Source organism: Algoriphagus marincola DSM 16067 (assembly GCF_000429405.1).
GTDB classification, from domain to species: Bacteria; Bacteroidota; Bacteroidia; order Cytophagales; family Cyclobacteriaceae; genus Algoriphagus; species Algoriphagus marincola.
Window position 1 is genome coordinate 27,531 of the sequence record NZ_AUBU01000001.1, and the last position, 19,775, is coordinate 47,305.

The following is a 19,775-nucleotide window of genomic DNA, read 5'->3' on the forward strand; positions in this document are numbered from 1 at the left end:
TTGCGCCTATTTCATGCTATATTCACCCAAAATAGATCTGGAAGCACGGGCCTATCCTATTATCCTTGACCCAAGAATTTCTTCTCAAAAGGAAGAGTTTTTAGAGTTATTGGATATCCCTCATATTCAGATAGTTGATCAAATTGAAAGTCAGGTCAAAGATTTGATAAAGGCGAATAGTCCAACACGCACCTTTACTGAAATCGAACTGGATGTCGAGGTCGAAAACTTTTTTAGAGATAGGATAAAGGATGATTTTGGTAACTGGGTTTACTATCCTTGGAAAAATACAATTGTCCACTTATTGGAAGAAGAGGATTTCATTAAGATCAGGACTGTTAGGAATAATTACAAAATCACTCCGGAAGAACAATCCGAACTTGGAACAAAGAAAATTGGAATTGTCGGGCTTTCAGTAGGACAAAGTGTCGCGATTGCCATGGCTCTTGAGAGAAGTTGTGGAGAAATGCGTCTTGCAGATTTTGATACTTTGGAGCTAAGTAATCTCAATCGGATCAATTCTAGTTTGACTAGTTTGGGTCAGGAAAAGGTAGTGATCGCGGCAAGGGCGATATCTGAAATAGATCCTTACTTAAAGCTTACACTTTACAGGGATGGAATAACAGAAGAAAATGTTGACGACTTTTTAGATTCAGATGGTGGACTCGACTTGCTCATCGACGAATGCGATAGCTTGGATGTGAAAGTTCTCCTCAGGGAGAAAGCCCGTGCAAAGAAAATTCCTGTTCTGATGGAAACCTCAGATAGAGGTATGCTAGACATTGAACGGTTCGATTTGGAGCCTGATAGGCCTATTTTCCATGGGATGATGGGGAATATAGAAATGGGTTCTCTCAAGGGACTGAGTAATCAGCAAAAAGTAGGCATAGGATTGAAAATTACTGGAATTGAGACGCTTTCTCCACGGATGAAAGCATCTCTTTTGGAAGTAGGGCAGACCATTTCCAGTTGGCCACAATTAGCTTCAGCAGTTTTCTTGGGTGGGGCTTCAGTTGCCCATGTCGGTCGAAAACTTCTCCTCGAAGATGAAGTGAAATCGGGAAGATTCTATGTGGACTTGGATGAACTTGTCCAAATAGAAATGACTGAGGATACTGCCCCATATCAATCAATACCTGTCAAAAACCGTGATTTCTTAGCTTCTTTACCCAATAATATTCTGCCTTCAGGGTACAAACCATCAGAGCAAGAGCTTCTTGAAATGCTCTCTTTTGCCAATTTGGCGCCTTCAGGAGGAAATATTCAACCCTGGGTTTGGGTGATGGATCAAAAAGGAGTTTTGCACCTTTTCCACGACAGAGAGCGAAGTCATTCGCTTTTGGATTACAAAGGTACTGGCTCATTGATCGCTTTTGGTTCTGCCCTTGAAAATTTGAGGATTTACTGTGGAAAGCATGGGTTTGAGGTTGATATAATTGATCAGGTCCAAAGCTTTGAAGATGATCTGATAGCTAGTATCAGGTTTGTGAGTAAACAGAATCAAAGTATTGATATTCCTCACCTTGACTTGTATGAAGGGGTTAAAATTCGATGTACAAATCGAAAAAACACTAAAAAGGAAAATCTGACTCCAGAACAAATTCAGATGGTTTTTGATCTGATACAATCAGAAGGTCTGAAGTTGGATTATCTGGAAGAGGAACAGGAACTAGAGAGACTTTCAGAGATCTTGGGTGGAATGGATAGGATGAGGTTGTTTCATCAGCAGGGTTTGCAGGATTTCATCCACGAACTGAGGTGGAATGACAAAGAGGCAAAAGAGAGTAGTGATGGGATAGATATAGCCACTTTGGAACTTTCCGGGACAGAGAAAGCTGCAATGGGCTTGCTTCGGGACCCTCGCACAGTGAAGTTCTTCAGAAAGTTTTTGATGGGGTACGGCTTGACTAAAATCAGTCATTCGACCTTGATGGCAAGCTCTGCTATTTTCCTTTTGCAAAGTAAAAAATATACTGCCTCCTCTGTTCTGGAAGCCGGTAGAATACTACAGCGAATTTGGGTAAAATCTAACATGATGGGGATGAGTTTTCAGCCCGTTACCGCTTCGCTTTTTATTTTTCATAGAGTGAATCGCGAGAAGGATCATGGCTTTACTGAGAAGGAAGAGCAAATCATCAAAAAACACCATGAAACTCTCAGAAAATTGTTCCAGATCGAAAATGGAATGGAGGAAATTTTTATGTTTAGGCTAAATTTCGCAGGGGAACCAAGCATGCGTTCCTATCGCCGCGATGTAAGAGAGACCTTAATCATGCAGCAATAATGTTTACATTCAAAGCCTTCAGGGCTATTGATGAACCAGAAATATGTGATCAATTCATTGAGGGTCATGCAAATGTGCTGAAGGAGTATGGAGTGACCAAAGTAACCTCTTCTAATAACGACTGGAAGTATAACCCATATGTCTTTGTAGTAACTGTTCATGAGAACTCCACAGGAAATGTCGTTAGCGGCCTTCGAATACATATAGCCTCAGAGGAATATCCTCTTCCCTTGGAAGGTGCGATTGCACCCGTAGATTCAAGAATTTTTGATCTTATAGCCAAGTATAGAAATGCGGGTACGGGGGAGATTGGGGGATTATGGAATAGTCGCGCGATTTCGGGTTATGGAATAGGGGCAATTTTTCTTTCAAGAACCTCGCTTGTTATAGCGGAGCAATTACAAGTTCCGACACTTTTTGCGCTATGTGCAGAATATACACTCAAACCTACTCTTCAAAAAGGATTTGAAATAGAAGAGGAGATTGGGAATAGTGGAACTTTCTTTTACCCAAAACTGGACCTGGTAGCAACATTGGCTATTCTGAGAGATGTGAAAAATTTACCTCATGCCCTTCCGGTGGAGCGGGATTTTATTTTAGATCTAAGAAAGAACCTTGAGTGTACAAGAATGGAAGAAACTCTCAAGGGACCGGTAGAGATCACTTATCAATTGAAAATTAAAAGTCCTAATTGGAGATAATTTATGTTGTTTACTATTATTTCTTCACTACTCTTACTTTTTGCTCAAAATCCGATTAAGATAACTGGTGAGAGTGTTTATTTGGATCGTTATGAATATTTGATTTTAGAGTCAGATGAAGATTTGTCCATAGAAAACGTGGTCAATCGAGATGATTTCTCATTGCTTGATAATGAAAATAAAAATTTTGGAATTAATAATGACGTAATATGGCTTAAGTACCAAGTAGAAAATCAGGGAGAAAATCTCGAGAAGTACCTTTACATAAACAATCCTTCTCTGGACAGCTTGGAGCTTTTTGTAGTTCAAGATGGAAAAGTTCTTGATTCATACCTTGGTGGAAGATTGGTTGATTTTGATAGTAAGTCTATTCCATCAAAATCTATCATTTTCAAGGTAGATATTCCAAATGAGGGGCATGTTGATTTATATCTTAAAGTAAATAGCGTCAACAAAAAGATTATAACTTCATCCGTAGCATCAAGAGAATTCCTTGAAAGGCTAATCAATAGAGAGAATATCTTATTTGGGATTTTTACCGGTGTAATTGTCGGTTTATTCTTTTATAATCTATTTTTATTTTTCTCAGTTAGAGATAAGTTATATCTAATTTATGTAATCCATACGGTATTAGTCTGGTTTGCTCAATCCTCCATATTGGGTTATACACAAGAAATACTTTGGCCTAATTTCATCTGGATGAATTTAAGGGCTGGAGTTATTTTTTCATCCTTGGTGAGTATTGTGGGTATTTGGTTCCTTAGAGTCTTTTTATCTACCGATAAGTTTGTTCCAAAGCTGGATAGAGGGTTTTATTTTATATACCTAGTATATGCTTTTATCCTTGTAAATGCATTCTTCTTTTCTATTACCGTTAGTTATCAGACTTTATTGGTTACGCAGTCCATAGTGGTGATTTTTGTATTGCTTGTTGCATTTTCAATATTAAAATTAGGCTATCGTCCCGCACGCTATTATTTGTTGGCTTGGTCGGTTTTTATGCTCGGTATCTTCCTATTCGTTTTGAGCGAAATGGGTATTATCCCGACAAATGATCTGACTGCATATATCATGCCTTTGGGCTCTGCATTGGAAGTGGTATTACTCTCCTTCGCCCTTGCAGACAAAATCAACATCCTCAAGAAGGAGAAGGAAGAAGAGCAGGCCGAGAGACTGAAAGTATTGAAGCAGAATGAGGAACTGGTCCGAGAGCAAAATACCCTCTTGGAAGAAAAAGTAAGGGTTCGTACAGATGAACTAGAGCAGGCTTTGAGAAACCTGCAGAACACTCAAAGTCAATTGGTCAGTCAGGAGAAGATGGCCTCCCTAGGTCAGCTTACTGCAGGTATCGCTCATGAGATCAATAACCCAATCAATTTTGTGAGTTCTAACATCACGCCCCTCAAGCGAGATATAAAAGACATCATGGAGGTGATCGATTTTTATCGAACAACCGGGCAATCGGAATTCGCTCCTGAATCTAAAAGGAAGGCAGCGGACCTGGAGGAGGAGCTTGAGCTTGATTATGTCCTTGAGGAAGTAGATCAATTGCTGAAAGGGATGGAAGAAGGGGCAAAACGTACGGTTGAAATAGTCAAAGGCCTTCGACTCTTTTCTCGTGTGGATGAGCAGGATGTCAAAAAAGTGGATCTTCACGATGGTATCAATAGTACCATCATCCTTCTTAATAGTTCTATTCCAGGAAAAATTCGTATCGTTAGGGATTTTGGAGAGCTTCCGATGGTCGAGTGCTTGGCAGGTAAGATCAATCAGGTATTCATGAACATTATCAATAATGCTGTTCATGCCTTGAGTGATCATATCGATACGATCAAAGATCCAAAAATTGAAATACGCACCCGTTCACTGGGAGACTCTGTGGTAGTGGAAATTGAAGACAACGGTCCGGGTATGCCTGAGCATGTGAAGGAACGTATTTTTGAACCTTTTTTTACAACCAAGTCAGTAGGGAGAGGTACAGGTTTGGGGCTTTCAATAGTTTATTCTATTATTGAGAATCATAAGGGCACGATGGAGGTAAATACCGAAGTCGGTCAGGGCACAACTTTTATCATTACGCTACCCACCTACCAAAGTAACAGCAAGAATGAATAGCAGTGATATTCGGGTACTTTACATTGACGATGAGGACAATAACCTCAAATCGTTCCGCGCTACCCTTCGAAAAGATTTTAAGATTTTTACTGCCATCGATGCTTTCGAAGGATTAAAGATCGTTCAGGAAGAAGAAATTCATGTCGTCATTGCTGACCAGCGGATGCCGGGAATGACAGGTACGGAATTTTTTGAAAAAATGATCGAAATCAATCCGGACCCTGTGCGGATTTTGCTGACAGGCTATTCAGATATTGCCTCAGTTATTGATGCGATCAATAAAGGTGAGGTCTATCGTTTTATAGACAAGCCTTGGAATATCGAGCAGATCAAAAATTCGATCAAGAATGCTGCAGATATCTTTTTTATGCGGAGAGAGCTGAAGGAAAAAAACATCAAACTGGAGAAACTCCACTCAGAGATGAACCAGTTTGTCTATAGTCTTTCCCATGAGCTTAGAGGACCTTTGATGAGTATCTCGGGCGTTTCTAAGTTGGCCAAAATGGAAATTAATGATTCCCATGTCTTGGAGTTCTTTGATATGATCGATACGGCTACCACTAAGCTGGATGACTTCATTTATAAGATGCTGGATTTCTATCGATCCACTAAAATCGATCATAAAATTACGCAGATTGACTTTAAGGAAGTGATCAATCAGCAAATGGAAGCTTACAGAGCCAAGTTTGATCTTTCACATTTTCACGTAGAATTACAGGTCAACCAAGAAGAACCTTTTTTCTCAGACGATTCTAAAATCCGAGTGATTTTAAATAACCTGTTCTCCAATTCTGTACAATTTATGAAAAACGAGCATGGGGAAAAGCGAATTGCACTGACGATAGATGTGCATGATGGTGAAGTGATCGTCATGCTCGAGGACAATGGTATTGGGATTGAAGATCGCCACCACCCTGAAGTATTTAATCTATTCACCCGCGCAACCCAGCAAAATGTAGGTACTGGTTTAGGCCTTTACATGGTCAAAGAGGCAGTAGAGCAATTGGGCGGAAAGGTTGAATTGCAATCTATTTTGAATGAAGGAACTACAGTGAGAGTGGTGCTTCCTTCTTTGAATTCGTAATTCTTGCTGGCCTTTTGGCCATGAAAGCCTATCTTTGTTGCGATAATTTTTTCCAACAAAAAACACATATTATGATAAATCCTTGGCATGATGTAAACATAGGTAAAGGCGCTCCAGAACAGGTAATGGGCGTAGTGGAAATCCCTAAAGGAAGTAAAGGGAAATACGAACTACACAAAAAGTCCGGAATGCTGATGCTCGATAGAGTTCTCTTTTCCGCTGTTCATTATCCGGCAAATTATGGATTTATTCCACAGACCTATTGTGAAGACCATGATCCTTTGGATATCCTGATTATCTCTCAGATTGATATTCCTTCCATGTGCTTGGTGGAGGCAAAAGTGATCGGAGTGATGCGAATGGTCGATGGAGGAGAAGCGGATGATAAAATCATCGCTGTAGCTGCAGGTGATCAATCTGTCAATTATATCAATGATATTGATGAGCTTCCTCCGCATTTGATGAAGGAGGTACACCGATTCTTTGAGGATTATAAAAAGCTCGAAAACAAGGAGGTTAAAGTGGAGGACTTCTTAGGAAAAGAAGAAGCGATTCGTATTATCAACGAAAGTATAGAACTTTACGATAAACACTTCCGAAATCAACGATAATCAAAGGCCTGAGCAATCAGGCTTTTTTGTTTTTAATCTCTTTCTTGCCGGCTTTTTTACGAAGGTATTTGACAAGTTCATGGTAAGCTTCATGCTCATGATTGGAGATACTGATGGATTGCTGATCTGAGAAAGCCACGGTCATTTGCCTGAATTCCTTTTTATTTGCTACCACCACTTCTTCTTCCCAGACCAGAATATCGCCGATTGGATAAGCCTTCTGAAAGCCTCTAAGGGGTAGCTTCACGATGATTTGATCCCTACCGGCAGTGATAAATCGAAAGCCTGCCATCATTTTCACCAAAAGCATCAGCAGGACCAAGGTGATCAAGGAGGCCGCAATCAGGTAAAACCAAAGCCCAAAGCTCCCTTTGTAGGCAAAATCCCGTAAAATGAAGATCAAGCCGGTCAGCAAGGCAACTACAATCAGGCTAAGTGAAAAATAGGTGGATATTTTGGGTTTGATGACGATCATGAGTGACTGGCTAGTTCGCTAAGTTTTTGTCTGGCAAAAGTCTCCAATTCTCTGAAAAAAGCGAAAAAAATCACCTCAAATTCATCTTCGTATTCGATCAAAGCCAGATGTGCCTGCTCCATTTTGGAGTCAAATCGGGTGCGTTTGGCCATTCCGGTCAGTGAACGCCGGATACCTTCGACTTCCCCATAGTGCAGGAGCCAATTGTCCTTTTTCATCCAATAATACATATTGGCAAAGCGCTCCGGAAAGATGTCCTCGTGACGATCGAGTGTGTTGTAAGTTTTTTGGATAAAGTCTTCAACAGTTGAAGCTGAAAATTCTGACCAGTTTTTGATCAGAAAATAATCGAAAAAAACGTCTGTGATGACCGTGGAATAGTGTCCAAATTTGGGGCGGAGATAGGATTGCCCTGCTTTGACCAAAGGGTGAGAATCGGTGAATAGATCGATTTCTCGATGAAGGAAAATTCCTCGCTTGGTTTCCTCCTCGAAGTTTTCGATTTGCCTGCCTTTCACAAAGTCTGCGATAAAATTCCCAACTAGGATTTTTTCTTGATCAAAGGACAGAAAGGCATGAGCTAGAAAATTCATGAGAGATGTAAAAAAAGGAAACTCTATGGCTTTTGATTAGTTTCGTCCACAAAATACGGATTGATGGACAAAGTCACGGAGGAATTAAGAAAAGGTCTGAAACTTTTGAAGCAGGAATGGCAAGAAGATCTGGCTCAATACAAGAAAAAGTTTCTAAATACCTCCCTTGCAGATAAGAAAAAAGAAGGAATTACTTGGTACCCCATTCAGGTCAAAAAAGCCAAAATTGGAATGGGAGAGAGGCTTTTGGTAGAAATTGAAAGACTGGACTCCAGCCAAAACTCTGCCTTTCAGTCCGGAAAATCTGTTGCATTTTTCTCTACCCAAGATGGCTATGCTACTTCTGAAAACCGCGTCAACGGAGTCATCAATCAGGTTAAAAAGGATAGCATGATTGTCACGCTTCAGGCGGATGAGTTGCCGGACTGGATGGATAGCAGCCGTTTGGGTGTGGACTTATTGTTTGATGAGGCCAGCTATCGAGAGATGGAATTTGCTTTGAAAAAAGTGATTTCTCCAGAAAATCAACGACTCAAAGAATTAAGAGAAATTCTGATTGGCGATCGAGCTGCAGCATTTAGTGATCTGTCAAGGAGGGAGTCTGAGCACCTGAATTTTTCCCAAAACAAAGCTTGCCAAAAAATCGCCAATGCAAAGGATGTAGCAATTATCCATGGACCTCCGGGAACCGGAAAAACCACTACCTTGATCAGAGCTATTTCGGAGGCTACTTATAAAGGTCTATCCGTTTTGGTCTGTGCTCCCAGTAATGCTGCGGTGGATTTATTGGTTGAAAAATTGACGGATTCAGGGATTTCAACTTTGCGATTGGGGCATCCAGCCCGAGTGGAGGAAAAGATTCTCAATCAGACTTTAGATGCTAAAACAGCAAATCATGAGTCTTACCGAGACCTGAAAAAGCTTCGAAAAGACATAGCTCAATATCTCAAACTGGCTAAGCAGTACAAGCGAAATTTTGGGCCGGAAGAACGTCGGCAGCGGAAGTTATTATTTGATGAGGTGGGGCGAATCCGTGAAGCAGCTAAGCATCTGGAGGAGTATATTTCCTTCGATATTTTTCAAAAGGCGCAGGTCTTTGCCAGCACCTTGGTCGGAGCTTCTTCTCATCACTTGAGAGGGATGAGCTTTGATGTGGTATTCATTGATGAGGCAGCTCAGGGATTGGAAGCGGCAACTTGGATTCCAATCATGAAGGCTAAAAAGGTGGTTTTTGCTGGTGATCACTTACAACTTCCGCCAACGATCAAATCCTTCGAGGCTGCAAAAGAAGGTTTAGCTATCACGCTTATGGAAAAGGTGATCCAGCGGAAGCCTCAAGTAGCAGAACTGCTGCAGGTGCAATACCGCATGAAAGCCGAAATCATGGGATTTTCCAATGAATATTTCTACGGTGGTAAATTGCAAGCAGCTGAAAATACCAAACAGCATTTCTTTGAAAATGAAGCGATTTTGGAGTGGATAGATACCGCCGGTGCAGGCTACACTGATCGGCAGGAGGAGGAAAGTCTGAGCACATTCAATCCTGAGGAAGCATTATTCGCCTGCAAATATTTGAATGAATTGATCAAGCGAATCGGAATTTCAAAATTCAAGGAAAATGGCTGGACTATCGGTTTGATTGCGCCTTACTCGGCGCAGGTCAGGTACTTACGTTCCTTGATTTTTGAGAGCTTTGATTTTCCCAACCTTAAGGCTTTTGCTGACCTGATTACCATCGATACCGTAGATGGATTTCAGGGGCAGGAGCGGGATTTGATGCTGATTTCTCTGACTCGATCCAATGAGCGCGGAGAGATCGGTTTTCTGGCCGATGAGCGCCGGATGAACGTCGCCCTGACCCGTGCCAAGCGCAAGCTGGTCCTGATCGGAGATAGTAGCACTTTGGCTAGCAACTCCTTCTTCGATTCTTTACTGGGTTATTTTGAAGAAAAGGGAGGATACAGAAGTGTTTGGGAGTTTATGGGTGATTAAATTAAATTAAAATTTAAAAATTGCTGTTAAAGGGAAGTGGTCCGATATTTTGAGCCATTCCTCTGACTCTAATACTTCAATTAACTGAAGGTTCTGATGAAATTTTGAAGAGGCAAAAAGGTAGTCGATATGGTAGCTTGTTTGGCTATTTTTCCTATGAAAAAAAGTTGGTTTGGTTTCTCGTCCTTGGCTTTCTTGGAAATGTTGGTGATATAAACTTTTTATTCCTTTTTCCTCTAAGGTCTTGACAACATCTGAGTGATTCCACCATCTATCCCATTGATCCCAAATTACATTACTGTTGAAATCACCACCAACTATTATCTCTTCAAAATTTGTCATATTGGTTTGAAGATACTTCCAGAATTGGCCTATATACCCAAAATTTGGTGAATTGTTTCTATGGGTCCAGACTCCTAAAAGCTGGAATGACTCATTAACTCTACAAGGGAGAAAATGCTTTACTGTATGGTCTTGAAATACGTTTGACCAATCTAGTTTTTCCAATTGGATCTCGGGTTTGGCAAAGATCCCTAGTCCCTTATTTTTAGTATCTCCAATCCAAAGATGGTTTTTAGCCCAGTCTTTATAATTTGGATTATTTGATTTGTGGGGTTCTTCGCATTCTTGAATGATATAAATATCTGATTCTAGAGTTTCTAAAAAATCAAATTTTTTTCGAAGCGCACCGGCACAATTCCAAGTAGTAATTTTCAAATTTTTCAATTTTCAACTCCTTTTCAATTGCTCGAAATCCTTTCCTGCTCATAGACCAAATTCAATAAGCCTAGAACCTCACCAAAGGCCTCAGCTGATTTCAATTGCTCATCCGAAACTTTCTTGCCCAGTAGTCTGCAAAGCAAAAGTCCATAGACTCCGTTGAGGCAGATTTGGATTTCATTTCCCAGGTCTTTGCCTCCGGCTTCCATTACAGCTTGTAGAATGTAAGGCTTCGCTTTTTGATAGGAATCAAAATAGGTTTTGTCCGTCTTTAAGAGCTGCCAGTGAATTTTCGAGAGTTCCTTTACTAATTTTTGGGTTTCCTCCAGATGCCCCTTCTCCATAATTCTTTCTTTTTCCATTTGATTTCGGAAGTCCTGATACCAATTAAAAATGGACTCCTTTTCCATTTCTTCCACTGGAAAGTGAGCCACGACATACTGTCGGATTTCCTCCAGATTCCCTTGAAAAGAGCGAATTAAATCCTCCTGCTGATAGAGATAGATGATATACTCGGCGATGTTTTGGGACTTTTTTGATTCGGCGATGGATTGCATGAAGTTAAATTTATTCCTAGACAAAGGTAAGAATTAAGGAAAGATAGCTTCGCAGATAAATTTAAGATAGGCTTCGCCAAGATAAAGAAAGATATCTTCGCAGATAGTTCAAGATAGGGCTACGCCTAGGATAATGGAAGATGGCTTTGCAGATAGTTGGAAGATAGGCTCTGCAAGATAGGGGTAAAGATATCTGAGCAGATATGCTTCGTTAAATTATCTTGCCGAAGGCATATCTTGCTGAACGAAGTGAAGTGTATCTTAGAAAGACAAATCTTTCAACATTTGGACCAATTTACTGTTTAGCTATTTCAATTAGGTTCAAGGGAATTTCTCCTTCTTTTTCCCTACTTTTGCGGCACAAATGCTTATGAAAAACATTCGAAATTTCTGTATTATCGCCCACATTGATCATGGGAAGAGTACGTTGGCGGATAGGTTGTTGCAGTTCACCAATACGGTGAGTGATCGGGAAATGCAGGACCAGTTGTTGGATGATATGGATCTGGAGCGCGAGCGGGGGATTACGATCAAGTCGCACGCTATTCAGATGAAATATCCCTACAAAGGGGAGGAGTATACCTTCAATTTGATCGACACCCCTGGACACGTGGATTTTTCCTACGAAGTGTCGCGTTCGATCGCAGCTTGTGAAGGAGCACTTTTGATTGTGGACGCTTCGCAAGGTATTGAAGCTCAGACGATTTCTAATTTGTACTTGGCTATGGGCCATGATCTGGAAATCATTCCTGTTCTCAATAAAATTGATCTGCCAGGTGCTGATCCTGAACTTCGAGCTGATGAAATTATCGATTTGATCGGTTGTGATCGGGAAGATATCATTTTGGCATCCGGCAAAGAGGGAATCGGCATTGAGGATATTTTGAATGCCGTGGTAGAGAAAGTTCCTGCTCCCAAAGGCGACCCGGATGCTCCGTTACAGGCGATGATTTTTGATTCGCACTACAATTCCTTTAGGGGAATCGAGGTAATCTTCCGAATCTTCAATGGAACGCTTCGTAAAGGAGAGAAAATTAAATTTGTCAACACCGGCAGGGAATATGAAGCTGATGAAATCGGTATCTTGGGTTTCAACCAAATCCCTCAGCAAGAAATGGGTGCGGGTACTGTTGGCTATTTGATTTCTGGGATTAAAGTAGCCAAAGAAGTAAAAGTAGGGGATACAATTACCCATACCAAGCGCCCTTGTGACAAAGCCATTCAAGGTTTTGAAAATGTGAAACCGATGGTTTTTGCAGGAATTTATCCGGTAGATACCACCGAGTTTGAGGAGTTGAGAGCTTCTATGGAAAAGTTGCAGCTCAATGATGCATCGCTCGTTTGGGAACCTGAGACTTCTGCGGCCCTGGGTTTTGGATTCCGATGCGGATTCTTGGGAATGCTGCACATGGAGATCGTGCAGGAGCGCCTGGAGCGGGAGTTTGATATGACGGTGATTACCACTGTGCCTTCGGTGCAATTCCGTGCGCTGATGACCAACGATACCTACCAAGTGATCAATGCGCCATCAGATATGCCTGACCCGACTAAGTTCAAGCATATCGAAGAGCCCTTTGTCAAAGCATCCATCATTACCGCCTCGGATTATGTAGGGCCGGTGATTCAGCTTTGCATGGAAAAGCGTGGACAGATCAAGAATCAAGTCTACCTGACTTCCGAGCGGGTAGAATTACAGTTTGACATGCCTCTGGCAGAGATTGTGTTTGACTTTTTCGATAAATTGAAGACGATCTCAAGAGGTTATGCTTCTCTGGATTACGAGTTGAAAGGCTACCAGCCTTCACACATGGTCCGTCTGGATGTCATGCTAAACGGCGAGCCCGTGGATGCCCTTTCGGCAATCGTCCATCGGGACAAGGCCTATGAATGGGGCAAGCGTCTTTGTGAAAAACTGAAGGAATTGGTGCCTCGTCAGATGTTTGAGATTGCCATCCAAGCTGCAATCGGAACGAAAATTATTGCCCGGGAAACTGTAAAAGCCCTTCGTAAAAATGTGTTGGCGAAGTGCTATGGCGGTGATATCTCCCGAAAGCGAAAACTTCTTGAAAAGCAGAAAAAAGGTAAGAAACGCATGAGGCAAGTCGGCAATGTAGAGGTGCCTCAGGAGGCGTTTATGGCAGTGTTGAAGCTAGATTAGAAGTACCAAGTGCGATTTCTAAACTTCAGCGTTCGACATTCGATGTTCATCATTCATTATTTATAAATATTGGTTGGTGGGAATATAAAATAAGGCCTGAGATTGCTTGATTGGATACTTGCTATGGAAAGAAAATATGATTTGGAAGAGCGTTTGATAAATTTTGCTGCCTCAATCATTGCTTTCACAGATTCTATGGTCAACTCAAAAGCTGGAAACCATTTAGCAAATCAGCTGCTTCGAAGTGGGACCTCTCCAGCCTTGAATTATGGTGAAGCACAATCTGGAGAATCAAGAAAGGATTTTATCCATAAACTGAAAATTGTCCTCAAAGAGTTAAGAGAAACTAGAGTTGCAATCAAAATAATTGATAAATCCATTTTGCACCTTGATAAGGGAGAAATCATAAAACTCTTAAACGAGTGTAACCAATTGATTTCAATCTTTGTGAAAAGTATAGAAACTGCTGAACGAAATAATAATTAAATATCGAATGATGAACGTCGAATGATGAATTTCGAAGTTCAAAACCTACACACGACCTATGCCTACAATCATCGACGGAAAAAAAACCTCACAGGACATTAAAAATGAAATAGCTGCTCGAGTAGCTGAGATCAAAGCTGAAGGCGGAAAAATCCCTCATCTGGCTGCAATCTTGGTGGGAAATGACGGTGCGAGCCAAACCTACGTGGGAGCCAAAGTGAAAGCATGTCATGAAATAGGTTTTGAGTCTACTTTGGTAAGAATGGAAGACACGGTTTCTGAGGAAGAACTTTTGGCGAAGGTGGAAGAAATCAATGAGAATCCGGATATCGATGGTCTGATTGTACAGCTTCCCTTGCCCAAGCATATTTCCGTTGAAAAGGTAACTGACAAGATCAAACCGGAGAAAGATGTGGATGGCTTTACTCCTGCGAATGTGGGCCGAATGGCATTGAACTGGCCAGCATACGTGGCTGCAACTCCCTATGGAATCGTCGAATTGCTCAAGCGATACGAAATCGAAACTTCCGGAAAGCACTGCGTGGTAATCGGCCGCAGCCACATTGTGGGTAGTCCCATGAGTATTTTGATGGCTAGAAATGGATATCCAGGGAATGCTACTGTTACCTTGACTCACAGCCGAACCCAAAACTTGAAGGAAATTGCACAAACTGCTGATATTTTGATAGTGGCCTTAGGTAAGCCTGAGTTTGTTACTGCAGATATGGTAAAGCCTGGTGCAGTCGTCATTGATGTGGGAATTCATAGAGTGGAGGATTCCAGCAAGAAATCCGGATTCAGATTGATCGGAGATGTGAAGTTTGATGAAGTAGCCGAAAAGGCTTCGGCTATTACTCCTGTCCCGGGTGGAGTAGGGCCGATGACCATTGCCTCTTTGCTTTACAATACGCTTTTGGCGGCCGAGCGAAAGGTTTACGGTTAAAAATATTTTTGCAAAAGCTAGAAATCTGTTTGCATCGAAGACTTCAGCTTTCTACTTTTGCAGACCTTATCCGCGCACGTGGTGAAACTGGTAGACACGCCATCTTGAGGGGGTGGTGCATTAAGTTGTGTGGAGGTTCGAATCCTCTCGTGCGCACTTCAGGCCTGCAAGCTATAGCAGGCCTTTTTTATTTAAAAATGATTTTTGTTTTCTTCCTTATCACCTTATCCTATGCGGGTATTATCTACCTCGCAGGTCATCCGGCAGAAAGGGCAAGGATCTATCTATCGATTAAAGCTTGGCTTAAAAACCTAATTAAATAATACCTAAGTAATATTTGATAAATGGGTCACTGATCGTTTAGATTTTTACTTATTTTTCGATTCTTAAAATCAAATCCATGATCAAGAATCTATCCCTCCTTTCGCTTCTTTTTGTATTGACTTGTTCATCTTTAATTGCTCAGGAAGCCCAATTTCCAATCGTTAAAAATTACGGAGGTATCTACGAAGTACCTGAAGCTACTGAGCGTCCTGACCCGACTTTGGAATATAAAATTCTTGTTGATCTCATCACAGGAGCAGAAAACCCTGAAAATGTCAACCGCTATGTGGATAATGTGGCCCGATTGATGAATTTACATGGCTTGGCAGGAGTACCCAAAGAAAGGCTCCATGTCAAAGTAGTGGTCCATGGTGGGGCGATTTTTTCCATTTTGAATAATGAGAAATATCAAGAGCGATTTAAGGTTGATAATCCAAACGCTCCCGTGATTGCGGCACTTCGTGAAGGTGGAGCTGATATTTTAGTATGTGGACAATCCATGATCTTGCGCGGCCTGAAAAAAGAAGACTTGGTAGAAGGGGTAGAAGTGGCTCATTCTATGCTTACTACGGCCACAACCTACGTTCCTCAAGGCTACGTGATGCTTCGTTTTTGATCTTAGCTAGGACATTGATAAGGAGTAGCGCAGCGAAATGAACTTTTCGGTTCTGAATTCTTTTAAATTGCTGTACCTTTGTATCATCACGCTAACTTATCTCCCGGTCAATGAGTGACGCCATCAAGCATGAATGCGGTATAGCCATGGTCAGGCTCCGCAAATCCCCTCAATATTACATCGATAAATACGGCACGCCTGCTTTTGCTTCCAATAGAATGTACGTTCTGATGCAGAAGCAAATCAATAGAGGTCAAGACGGTGCCGGTGTCGCTAATATCAAGATCAATACAAAACCCGGAACGCGCTACATCAGTCGATATCGCTCGGTAGAACCATCCGCAGTTAATTACATTTTTGACAAAATCAATAAGAAGTACAAGAAAGCTAAAAAACTGGGAGGTCATGATGCACTAAGTGACGCAGAATGGCTCAAAGAAAATATTGCTTTTTCTGGCGAAGTTTGGCTAGGACATTTGCGTTATGGCACCCATGGTGAAAATAGCATTGAGACTTGTCACCCTTTTCTGAAGCAAAACAACTGGAGAAGCCGTAATCTGGTAATGGCCGGAAACTTCAACATGACCAATGTGGAGGAGCTGTTTGGAAAGCTAGTTCAATTGGGCCAGCATCCAAAAGAAAAGACCGATACTGTCACGGTGATGGAGAAAATTGGTCACTTTTTGGACGAAGAAAACCAACGGATTTTCGAGAAGTATAAGCACCAGTATTCAAATGAACAAGTCACACACCTGATTGAGGATGAATTAGATGTAGGCAGAATTCTACGTCGATCCTGCCGTGATTTTGACGGAGGTTATGCGATGGCTGGAATGATAGGAAATGGTTCGAGCTTTGTTGTTCGTGATCCTTCCGGAATCAGGCCAGCATATTATTACGCCGATGATGAAATTATCGTAGTAGCCTCCGAAAAGCCTGCGATCAAATCTGCTTTTGATATTGATTTTAAGGAGATTAAGGAGATTCAACCAGGCCATGCCTTGGTAATCAATAAGGATGGAAGCTACTCAGAAGAGGAAATTATGCCTGCCAGAGAAAAGAAATCCTGTTCATTCGAGCGGATCTATTTTTCACGTGGTACCGATCCAAATATATATCAGGAGCGGAAAAATTTAGGAAAAGCACTCATTCCTCAAATATTGAAAGCTATTGATTTCGATCTGAAGAATACCGTATTTTCTTACATTCCAAATACAGCTGAAACAGCCTTTTTGGGAATGATTGAAGGCTTAGAGGATTACTTGGTTGCCAAGCGTAAAGAGGTCTTTTTGGAAGGAAAACCTCACATGGGTGATTTGGAAGAATTGCTCAATTTCCGGCCAAGAGTCGAAAAACTTGTTAGCAAGGATGTCAAGCTTCGAACTTTTATCACCAATGACGATGATCGAGATGTGATGGTGAGTTCGGTGTATGACACGACCTATGAAGTAGTCAGACCTGGTGTAGATACCCTTGTGGTGATTGATGATAGTATCGTTAGAGGAACCACTTTGGAGAAGAGTATTTTGACTACGCTCGACAAACTCAATCCCAAGCGGATTGTAATCGTTTCTTCTGCTCCTCAGATCCGTTTCCCTGATTGCTACGGGATCGATATGTCTCGAATGAAAGAATTCATTGCCTTCCGTGCCGCTTTGGCTTTGCTAAAGGAACGCAAAATGGAGAATATTTTGGATGAGACATATGAGGCTTGTATAGCCAATCCAAGCTCCTTAGAGAACTATGTGAAGAAGGTCTATGAGAATTTCACCGATCAAGAGATATCTGACAAGATCGCCGAAATCGTAACCTCACCAGAAATCAAAGCGGAAGTTCGGGTGATTTATCAGACGGTTGAATCCTTACATCATTGCATCCCTGATCACGTTGGGGACTGGTATTTTACTGGTGATTATCCGACAAGTGGTGGTACTCGAGTTGTAAACCGGTCATTTGCTAACTTTATGGAGGGAAAAACCATCCGGGCATACTAGTTCGATAAGAATCTTAAATTTCAAGCGCAGCGTCTTCGTTGCGCTTTTTTTATCTTGTATTTTAGCTCAATTAACTGATATAAATAGAATATATGGACGTTTCATTACTCAAAGATGTATGCGAAATAGCCGGAGCACCGGGATTTGAAAAACGGATTAGAGACCTAATTATCGAATTGGTAACGCCTTATGCCGATGAGATCAAAACCGATAATTTGGGAAATGTCATCGCAGTCAAAAAAGGACAAAGAAACCCTGATGGTAAGCGGGTGATGGTAGCAGCGCACATGGATGAGATTGGTTTTATTGTGACTCATATCGATGAAAATGGATTTCTGCGGTTCCATACCCTCGGTGGGTTTGATCCCAAGACTTTGACAGCACAGCGAGTGATAGTACATGGGAAGAAAGACCTAATCGGTGTGATGGGAAGTAAGCCTATTCATGTAATGAGTCAGGAAGAGCGAAATAAACTTCCAAAGACTACTGATTTTTTCATTGATCTAGGCATGCCCAAGGAGGAAGTCGAAAAGTATATTTCTATCGGTGACCCCGTGACCCGCGATCGAGAATTGATCGAAATGGGTGATTGTGTTAACTGCAAATCGATCGATAATCGAGTAGCAGTTTTTATCCTAATTGAAGCCCTCAAGAATTTGAAAAGCCCCGCTTATGATGTCTTTGCTACTTTCACGGTACAGGAAGAAGTGGGAATACGAGGAGCCAATGTGGCAGCTCATAGTATCAATCCGGATTTTGGGATTGCTTTAGATACCACTATCGCTTTTGATGTGCCAGGTGCACAAGCTCATGAAAAAGTGACGGAACTAGGAAAGGGTACAGCTATCAAAATCATGGACGCGATGACTATCTGTGATTATCGAATGGTAGCCTTCATGAAGCAAATTGCAGATCAAGAAAAAATCACTTGGCAACCCGAGATTCTTACTGCTGGCGGGACAGATACCGCAGGAGTACAGCGAATGGGTAAGCAAGGAGCGATTGCCGGTGCTATTTCTATTCCAACCCGACACCTTCATCAGGTGATCGAGATGGCGCACAAATCGGATATCCAAGGATCGATCGATCTATTGGTAGCTTGTTTGGAAAAAGTAGATACCTACGACTGGAGCCATTGATAGAACTATTTGAAAGCTAGATTCTAAAAGATCAAAAAGTATTAAAAGGCCTTAGTGTAAAGGCCTTTTTTTGATCATACCGCCTTTGGTATCCTTGATGGGATACTGAATGACGAAAGCCTTTGGGTCGATTTTGTCGATTTCAGTCAATACGCGTGTAACTTCTAATCGGGTGACTACGCAAAAAAGTACATTTCGATCAGGGTTTTTAGCTTTTTCACCAAATCCGCCGTCGGCTTTAAAGGCTGTCACTCCTCGGCCAAGATCGTAAGTGATTTTTTCTTTGATCGCATCCGAGTGATTGGATACAATCATTACTCCGAGATATTCTTCCACTCCATTAATCAAGAAGTCCACCGTTCTAGATGCTGCAAAATAGGTCAGCATGGAATACATGGCTGTTTCAAGCCCAACCAGAATAGCGGCTACTAAAAAAAGGCAAACATTAAAAACAGTGATAAAATCTCCTACAGTAAGACTTGACTTTCGGGAAACCTGAATAGCCAATACCTCTGTACCATCAATGACGGCTCCTCCCCGTATCGAAAAGCCAATTCCACTTCCTAAGAAAAAGCCCCCAAAAACAGCAATTAAGAGTTTGTCGGCTGTGATTGTAGGTAGTTCGATGTAGTGAACAAGCAGTGCTAGAGCAAATATGGCAAAGGTACTTTTGATTGCAAACCTTAGATTCAACTGTTTGTATCCCAGATAAATAAAAGGAATGTTTACTAAAACGATTAGGACAGAAAGGTCAAGTGGAGTGAGAATTTCCATCAACAGTGAAACTCCCATCGCCCCACCATCAAAAAATCCATTTGGAAGTAAAAACCCTTTTAAACCAATGCTGGCCATCACCACACCTATTCCAATAAATAAGATGTCCTTTACTTGTCTCCACAAAGTGACACGCCTTACCCAGGCATTGTCAGGTATATTTAGAATTCCCCTAACCATATGCGAAAATACTGATAATTAATGAGGGT

At 41.5% G+C, this 19,775-nt stretch carries 17 protein-coding genes and 1 tRNA gene; 13 read left to right on the forward strand and 5 right to left on the reverse strand.

From position 1 onward, the window contains the following. The first annotated feature begins 13 nt into the window (after window positions 1-13). From G457_RS22475 to G457_RS0100160, 5 genes are all read left to right on the forward strand, one after another. Window positions 14-2,284, forward strand: a complete 2,271-nt coding sequence (locus G457_RS22475) for an Rv1355c family protein (protein WP_081701357.1) — start codon at window positions 14-16, stop codon at window positions 2,282-2,284. After that, window positions 2,284-2,985: a hypothetical protein gene (locus G457_RS0100145; RefSeq protein WP_026944662.1), complete on the forward strand. Its 702-nt coding sequence runs from the start codon at window positions 2,284-2,286 to the stop codon at window positions 2,983-2,985. Before G457_RS22475 ends, G457_RS0100145 begins: the two co-directional genes overlap by 1 nt. Window positions 2,986-2,988: 3 nt before the next feature. Beyond that, window positions 2,989-5,100, forward strand: coding sequence for a sensor histidine kinase (locus G457_RS0100150; RefSeq protein ID WP_026944663.1), 2,112 nt, complete (start codon window positions 2,989-2,991; stop codon window positions 5,098-5,100). After that, window positions 5,093-6,184 (forward strand): hybrid sensor histidine kinase/response regulator, encoded by a 1,092-nt coding sequence (locus G457_RS0100155; protein ID WP_026944664.1) that lies wholly within the window; start codon window positions 5,093-5,095, stop codon window positions 6,182-6,184. Before G457_RS0100150 ends, G457_RS0100155 begins: the two co-directional genes overlap by 8 nt. A gap of 71 nt (window positions 6,185-6,255) precedes the next feature. Further along, on the forward strand, window positions 6,256-6,795 hold the full coding sequence (locus G457_RS0100160; protein WP_026944665.1) for an inorganic diphosphatase: 540 nt from the start codon (window positions 6,256-6,258) through the stop codon (window positions 6,793-6,795). A gap of 16 nt (window positions 6,796-6,811) precedes the next feature. Here G457_RS0100160 and G457_RS0100165 read toward each other — a convergent pair whose 3' ends face one another. Together G457_RS0100165 and G457_RS0100170 are read right to left on the reverse strand one after the other, a co-directional pair. Next, on the reverse strand, window positions 6,812-7,270 hold the full coding sequence (locus tag G457_RS0100165) for a hypothetical protein (protein WP_026944666.1): 459 nt from the start codon (window positions 7,268-7,270) through the stop codon (window positions 6,812-6,814). Then, window positions 7,267-7,863, reverse strand: coding sequence for an acyl carrier protein phosphodiesterase (locus G457_RS0100170; protein ID WP_026944667.1), 597 nt, complete (start codon window positions 7,861-7,863; stop codon window positions 7,267-7,269). Before G457_RS0100170 ends, G457_RS0100165 begins: the two co-directional genes overlap by 4 nt. 63 nt (window positions 7,864-7,926) lie before the next feature. Between G457_RS0100170 and G457_RS0100175 the strand changes: the two genes are divergently transcribed. Then, window positions 7,927-9,855, forward strand: coding sequence for an IGHMBP2 family helicase (locus tag G457_RS0100175; protein ID WP_026944668.1), 1,929 nt, complete (start codon window positions 7,927-7,929; stop codon window positions 9,853-9,855). A 6-nt stretch (window positions 9,856-9,861) separates the two neighbouring features. Here G457_RS0100175 and G457_RS0100180 read toward each other — a convergent pair whose 3' ends face one another. Both G457_RS0100180 and G457_RS0100185 read right to left on the reverse strand, forming a co-directional pair. Then, the gene (locus tag G457_RS0100180; protein ID WP_026944669.1) at window positions 9,862-10,572 is read right to left on the reverse strand and encodes an exonuclease/endonuclease/phosphatase family protein; all 711 of its coding nucleotides are present in this window, start codon (window positions 10,570-10,572) and stop codon (window positions 9,862-9,864) included. Window positions 10,573-10,595: 23 nt separating this feature from the next. Beyond that, complete coding sequence (locus G457_RS0100185) at window positions 10,596-11,132, reverse strand: DUF4924 family protein (RefSeq protein ID WP_026944670.1); 537 nt, start codon at window positions 11,130-11,132, stop codon at window positions 10,596-10,598. Between the two features lie 370 nt (window positions 11,133-11,502). Between G457_RS0100185 and lepA the strand changes: the two genes are divergently transcribed. From lepA to G457_RS0100220, 7 genes are all read left to right on the forward strand, one after another. Continuing rightward, window positions 11,503-13,290, forward strand: a complete 1,788-nt coding sequence (gene lepA / locus G457_RS0100190) for a translation elongation factor 4 (RefSeq protein WP_026944671.1) — start codon at window positions 11,503-11,505, stop codon at window positions 13,288-13,290. A 102-nt stretch (window positions 13,291-13,392) separates the two neighbouring features. Beyond that, window positions 13,393-13,776 (forward strand): four helix bundle protein, encoded by a 384-nt coding sequence (locus G457_RS0100195; RefSeq protein ID WP_248602799.1) that lies wholly within the window; start codon window positions 13,393-13,395, stop codon window positions 13,774-13,776. A gap of 58 nt (window positions 13,777-13,834) precedes the next feature. Further along, window positions 13,835-14,719, forward strand: coding sequence for a bifunctional 5,10-methylenetetrahydrofolate dehydrogenase/5,10-methenyltetrahydrofolate cyclohydrolase (locus tag G457_RS0100200; RefSeq protein ID WP_026944673.1), 885 nt, complete (start codon window positions 13,835-13,837; stop codon window positions 14,717-14,719). 72 nt (window positions 14,720-14,791) lie between these two features. After that, a tRNA-Leu gene (locus G457_RS0100205) sits at window positions 14,792-14,875 on the forward strand. A gap of 244 nt (window positions 14,876-15,119) precedes the next feature. Continuing rightward, window positions 15,120-15,659, forward strand: coding sequence for a DsrE family protein (locus G457_RS0100210; RefSeq protein ID WP_035482887.1), 540 nt, complete (start codon window positions 15,120-15,122; stop codon window positions 15,657-15,659). 110 nt (window positions 15,660-15,769) lie between these two features. After that, complete coding sequence (locus tag G457_RS0100215; protein WP_026944675.1) at window positions 15,770-17,653, forward strand: amidophosphoribosyltransferase; 1,884 nt, start codon at window positions 15,770-15,772, stop codon at window positions 17,651-17,653. 92 nt (window positions 17,654-17,745) lie between these two features. Further along, a complete protein-coding gene (locus G457_RS0100220) occupies window positions 17,746-18,792 on the forward strand; it encodes a M42 family metallopeptidase (RefSeq protein WP_026944676.1) in 1,047 nt (348 codons plus the stop codon). Window positions 18,793-18,843: 51 nt separating this feature from the next. Here G457_RS0100220 and G457_RS0100225 read toward each other — a convergent pair whose 3' ends face one another. Continuing rightward, complete coding sequence (locus G457_RS0100225) at window positions 18,844-19,746, reverse strand: YitT family protein (protein ID WP_035482888.1); 903 nt, start codon at window positions 19,744-19,746, stop codon at window positions 18,844-18,846. Between the last annotated feature and the right edge of the window lie 29 nt (window positions 19,747-19,775).

Excerpts from the sequence above, each read along its gene's own strand:
- G457_RS0100200 (WP_026944673.1), top strand. The coding sequence starts at position 13,835 with ATGCCTACAATCATCGACGGAAAAAAAACCTCACAGGACATTAAAAAT.
- G457_RS0100185 (WP_026944670.1), bottom strand. The coding sequence starts at position 11,132 with ATGCAATCCATCGCCGAATCAAAAAAGTCCCAAAACATCGCCGAGTAT.
- lepA (WP_026944671.1), top strand. The coding sequence starts at position 11,503 with ATGAAAAACATTCGAAATTTCTGTATTATCGCCCACATTGATCATGGG.
- G457_RS22475 (WP_081701357.1), top strand. The coding sequence starts at position 14 with ATGCTATATTCACCCAAAATAGATCTGGAAGCACGGGCCTATCCTATT.
- G457_RS0100155 (WP_026944664.1), top strand. The coding sequence starts at position 5,093 with ATGAATAGCAGTGATATTCGGGTACTTTACATTGACGATGAGGACAAT.
- G457_RS0100210 (WP_035482887.1), top strand. The coding sequence starts at position 15,120 with ATGATCAAGAATCTATCCCTCCTTTCGCTTCTTTTTGTATTGACTTGT.
- G457_RS0100150 (WP_026944663.1), top strand. The coding sequence starts at position 2,989 with ATGTTGTTTACTATTATTTCTTCACTACTCTTACTTTTTGCTCAAAAT.
- G457_RS0100160 (WP_026944665.1), top strand. The coding sequence starts at position 6,256 with ATGATAAATCCTTGGCATGATGTAAACATAGGTAAAGGCGCTCCAGAA.
- G457_RS0100175 (WP_026944668.1), top strand. The coding sequence starts at position 7,927 with ATGGACAAAGTCACGGAGGAATTAAGAAAAGGTCTGAAACTTTTGAAG.
- G457_RS0100165 (WP_026944666.1), bottom strand. The coding sequence starts at position 7,270 with ATGATCGTCATCAAACCCAAAATATCCACCTATTTTTCACTTAGCCTG.
- G457_RS0100145 (WP_026944662.1), top strand. The coding sequence starts at position 2,284 with ATGTTTACATTCAAAGCCTTCAGGGCTATTGATGAACCAGAAATATGT.
- G457_RS0100220 (WP_026944676.1), top strand. The coding sequence starts at position 17,746 with ATGGACGTTTCATTACTCAAAGATGTATGCGAAATAGCCGGAGCACCG.
- G457_RS0100170 (WP_026944667.1), bottom strand. The coding sequence starts at position 7,863 with ATGAATTTTCTAGCTCATGCCTTTCTGTCCTTTGATCAAGAAAAAATC.
- G457_RS0100225 (WP_035482888.1), bottom strand. The coding sequence starts at position 19,746 with ATGGTTAGGGGAATTCTAAATATACCTGACAATGCCTGGGTAAGGCGT.
- G457_RS0100215 (WP_026944675.1), top strand. The coding sequence starts at position 15,770 with ATGAGTGACGCCATCAAGCATGAATGCGGTATAGCCATGGTCAGGCTC.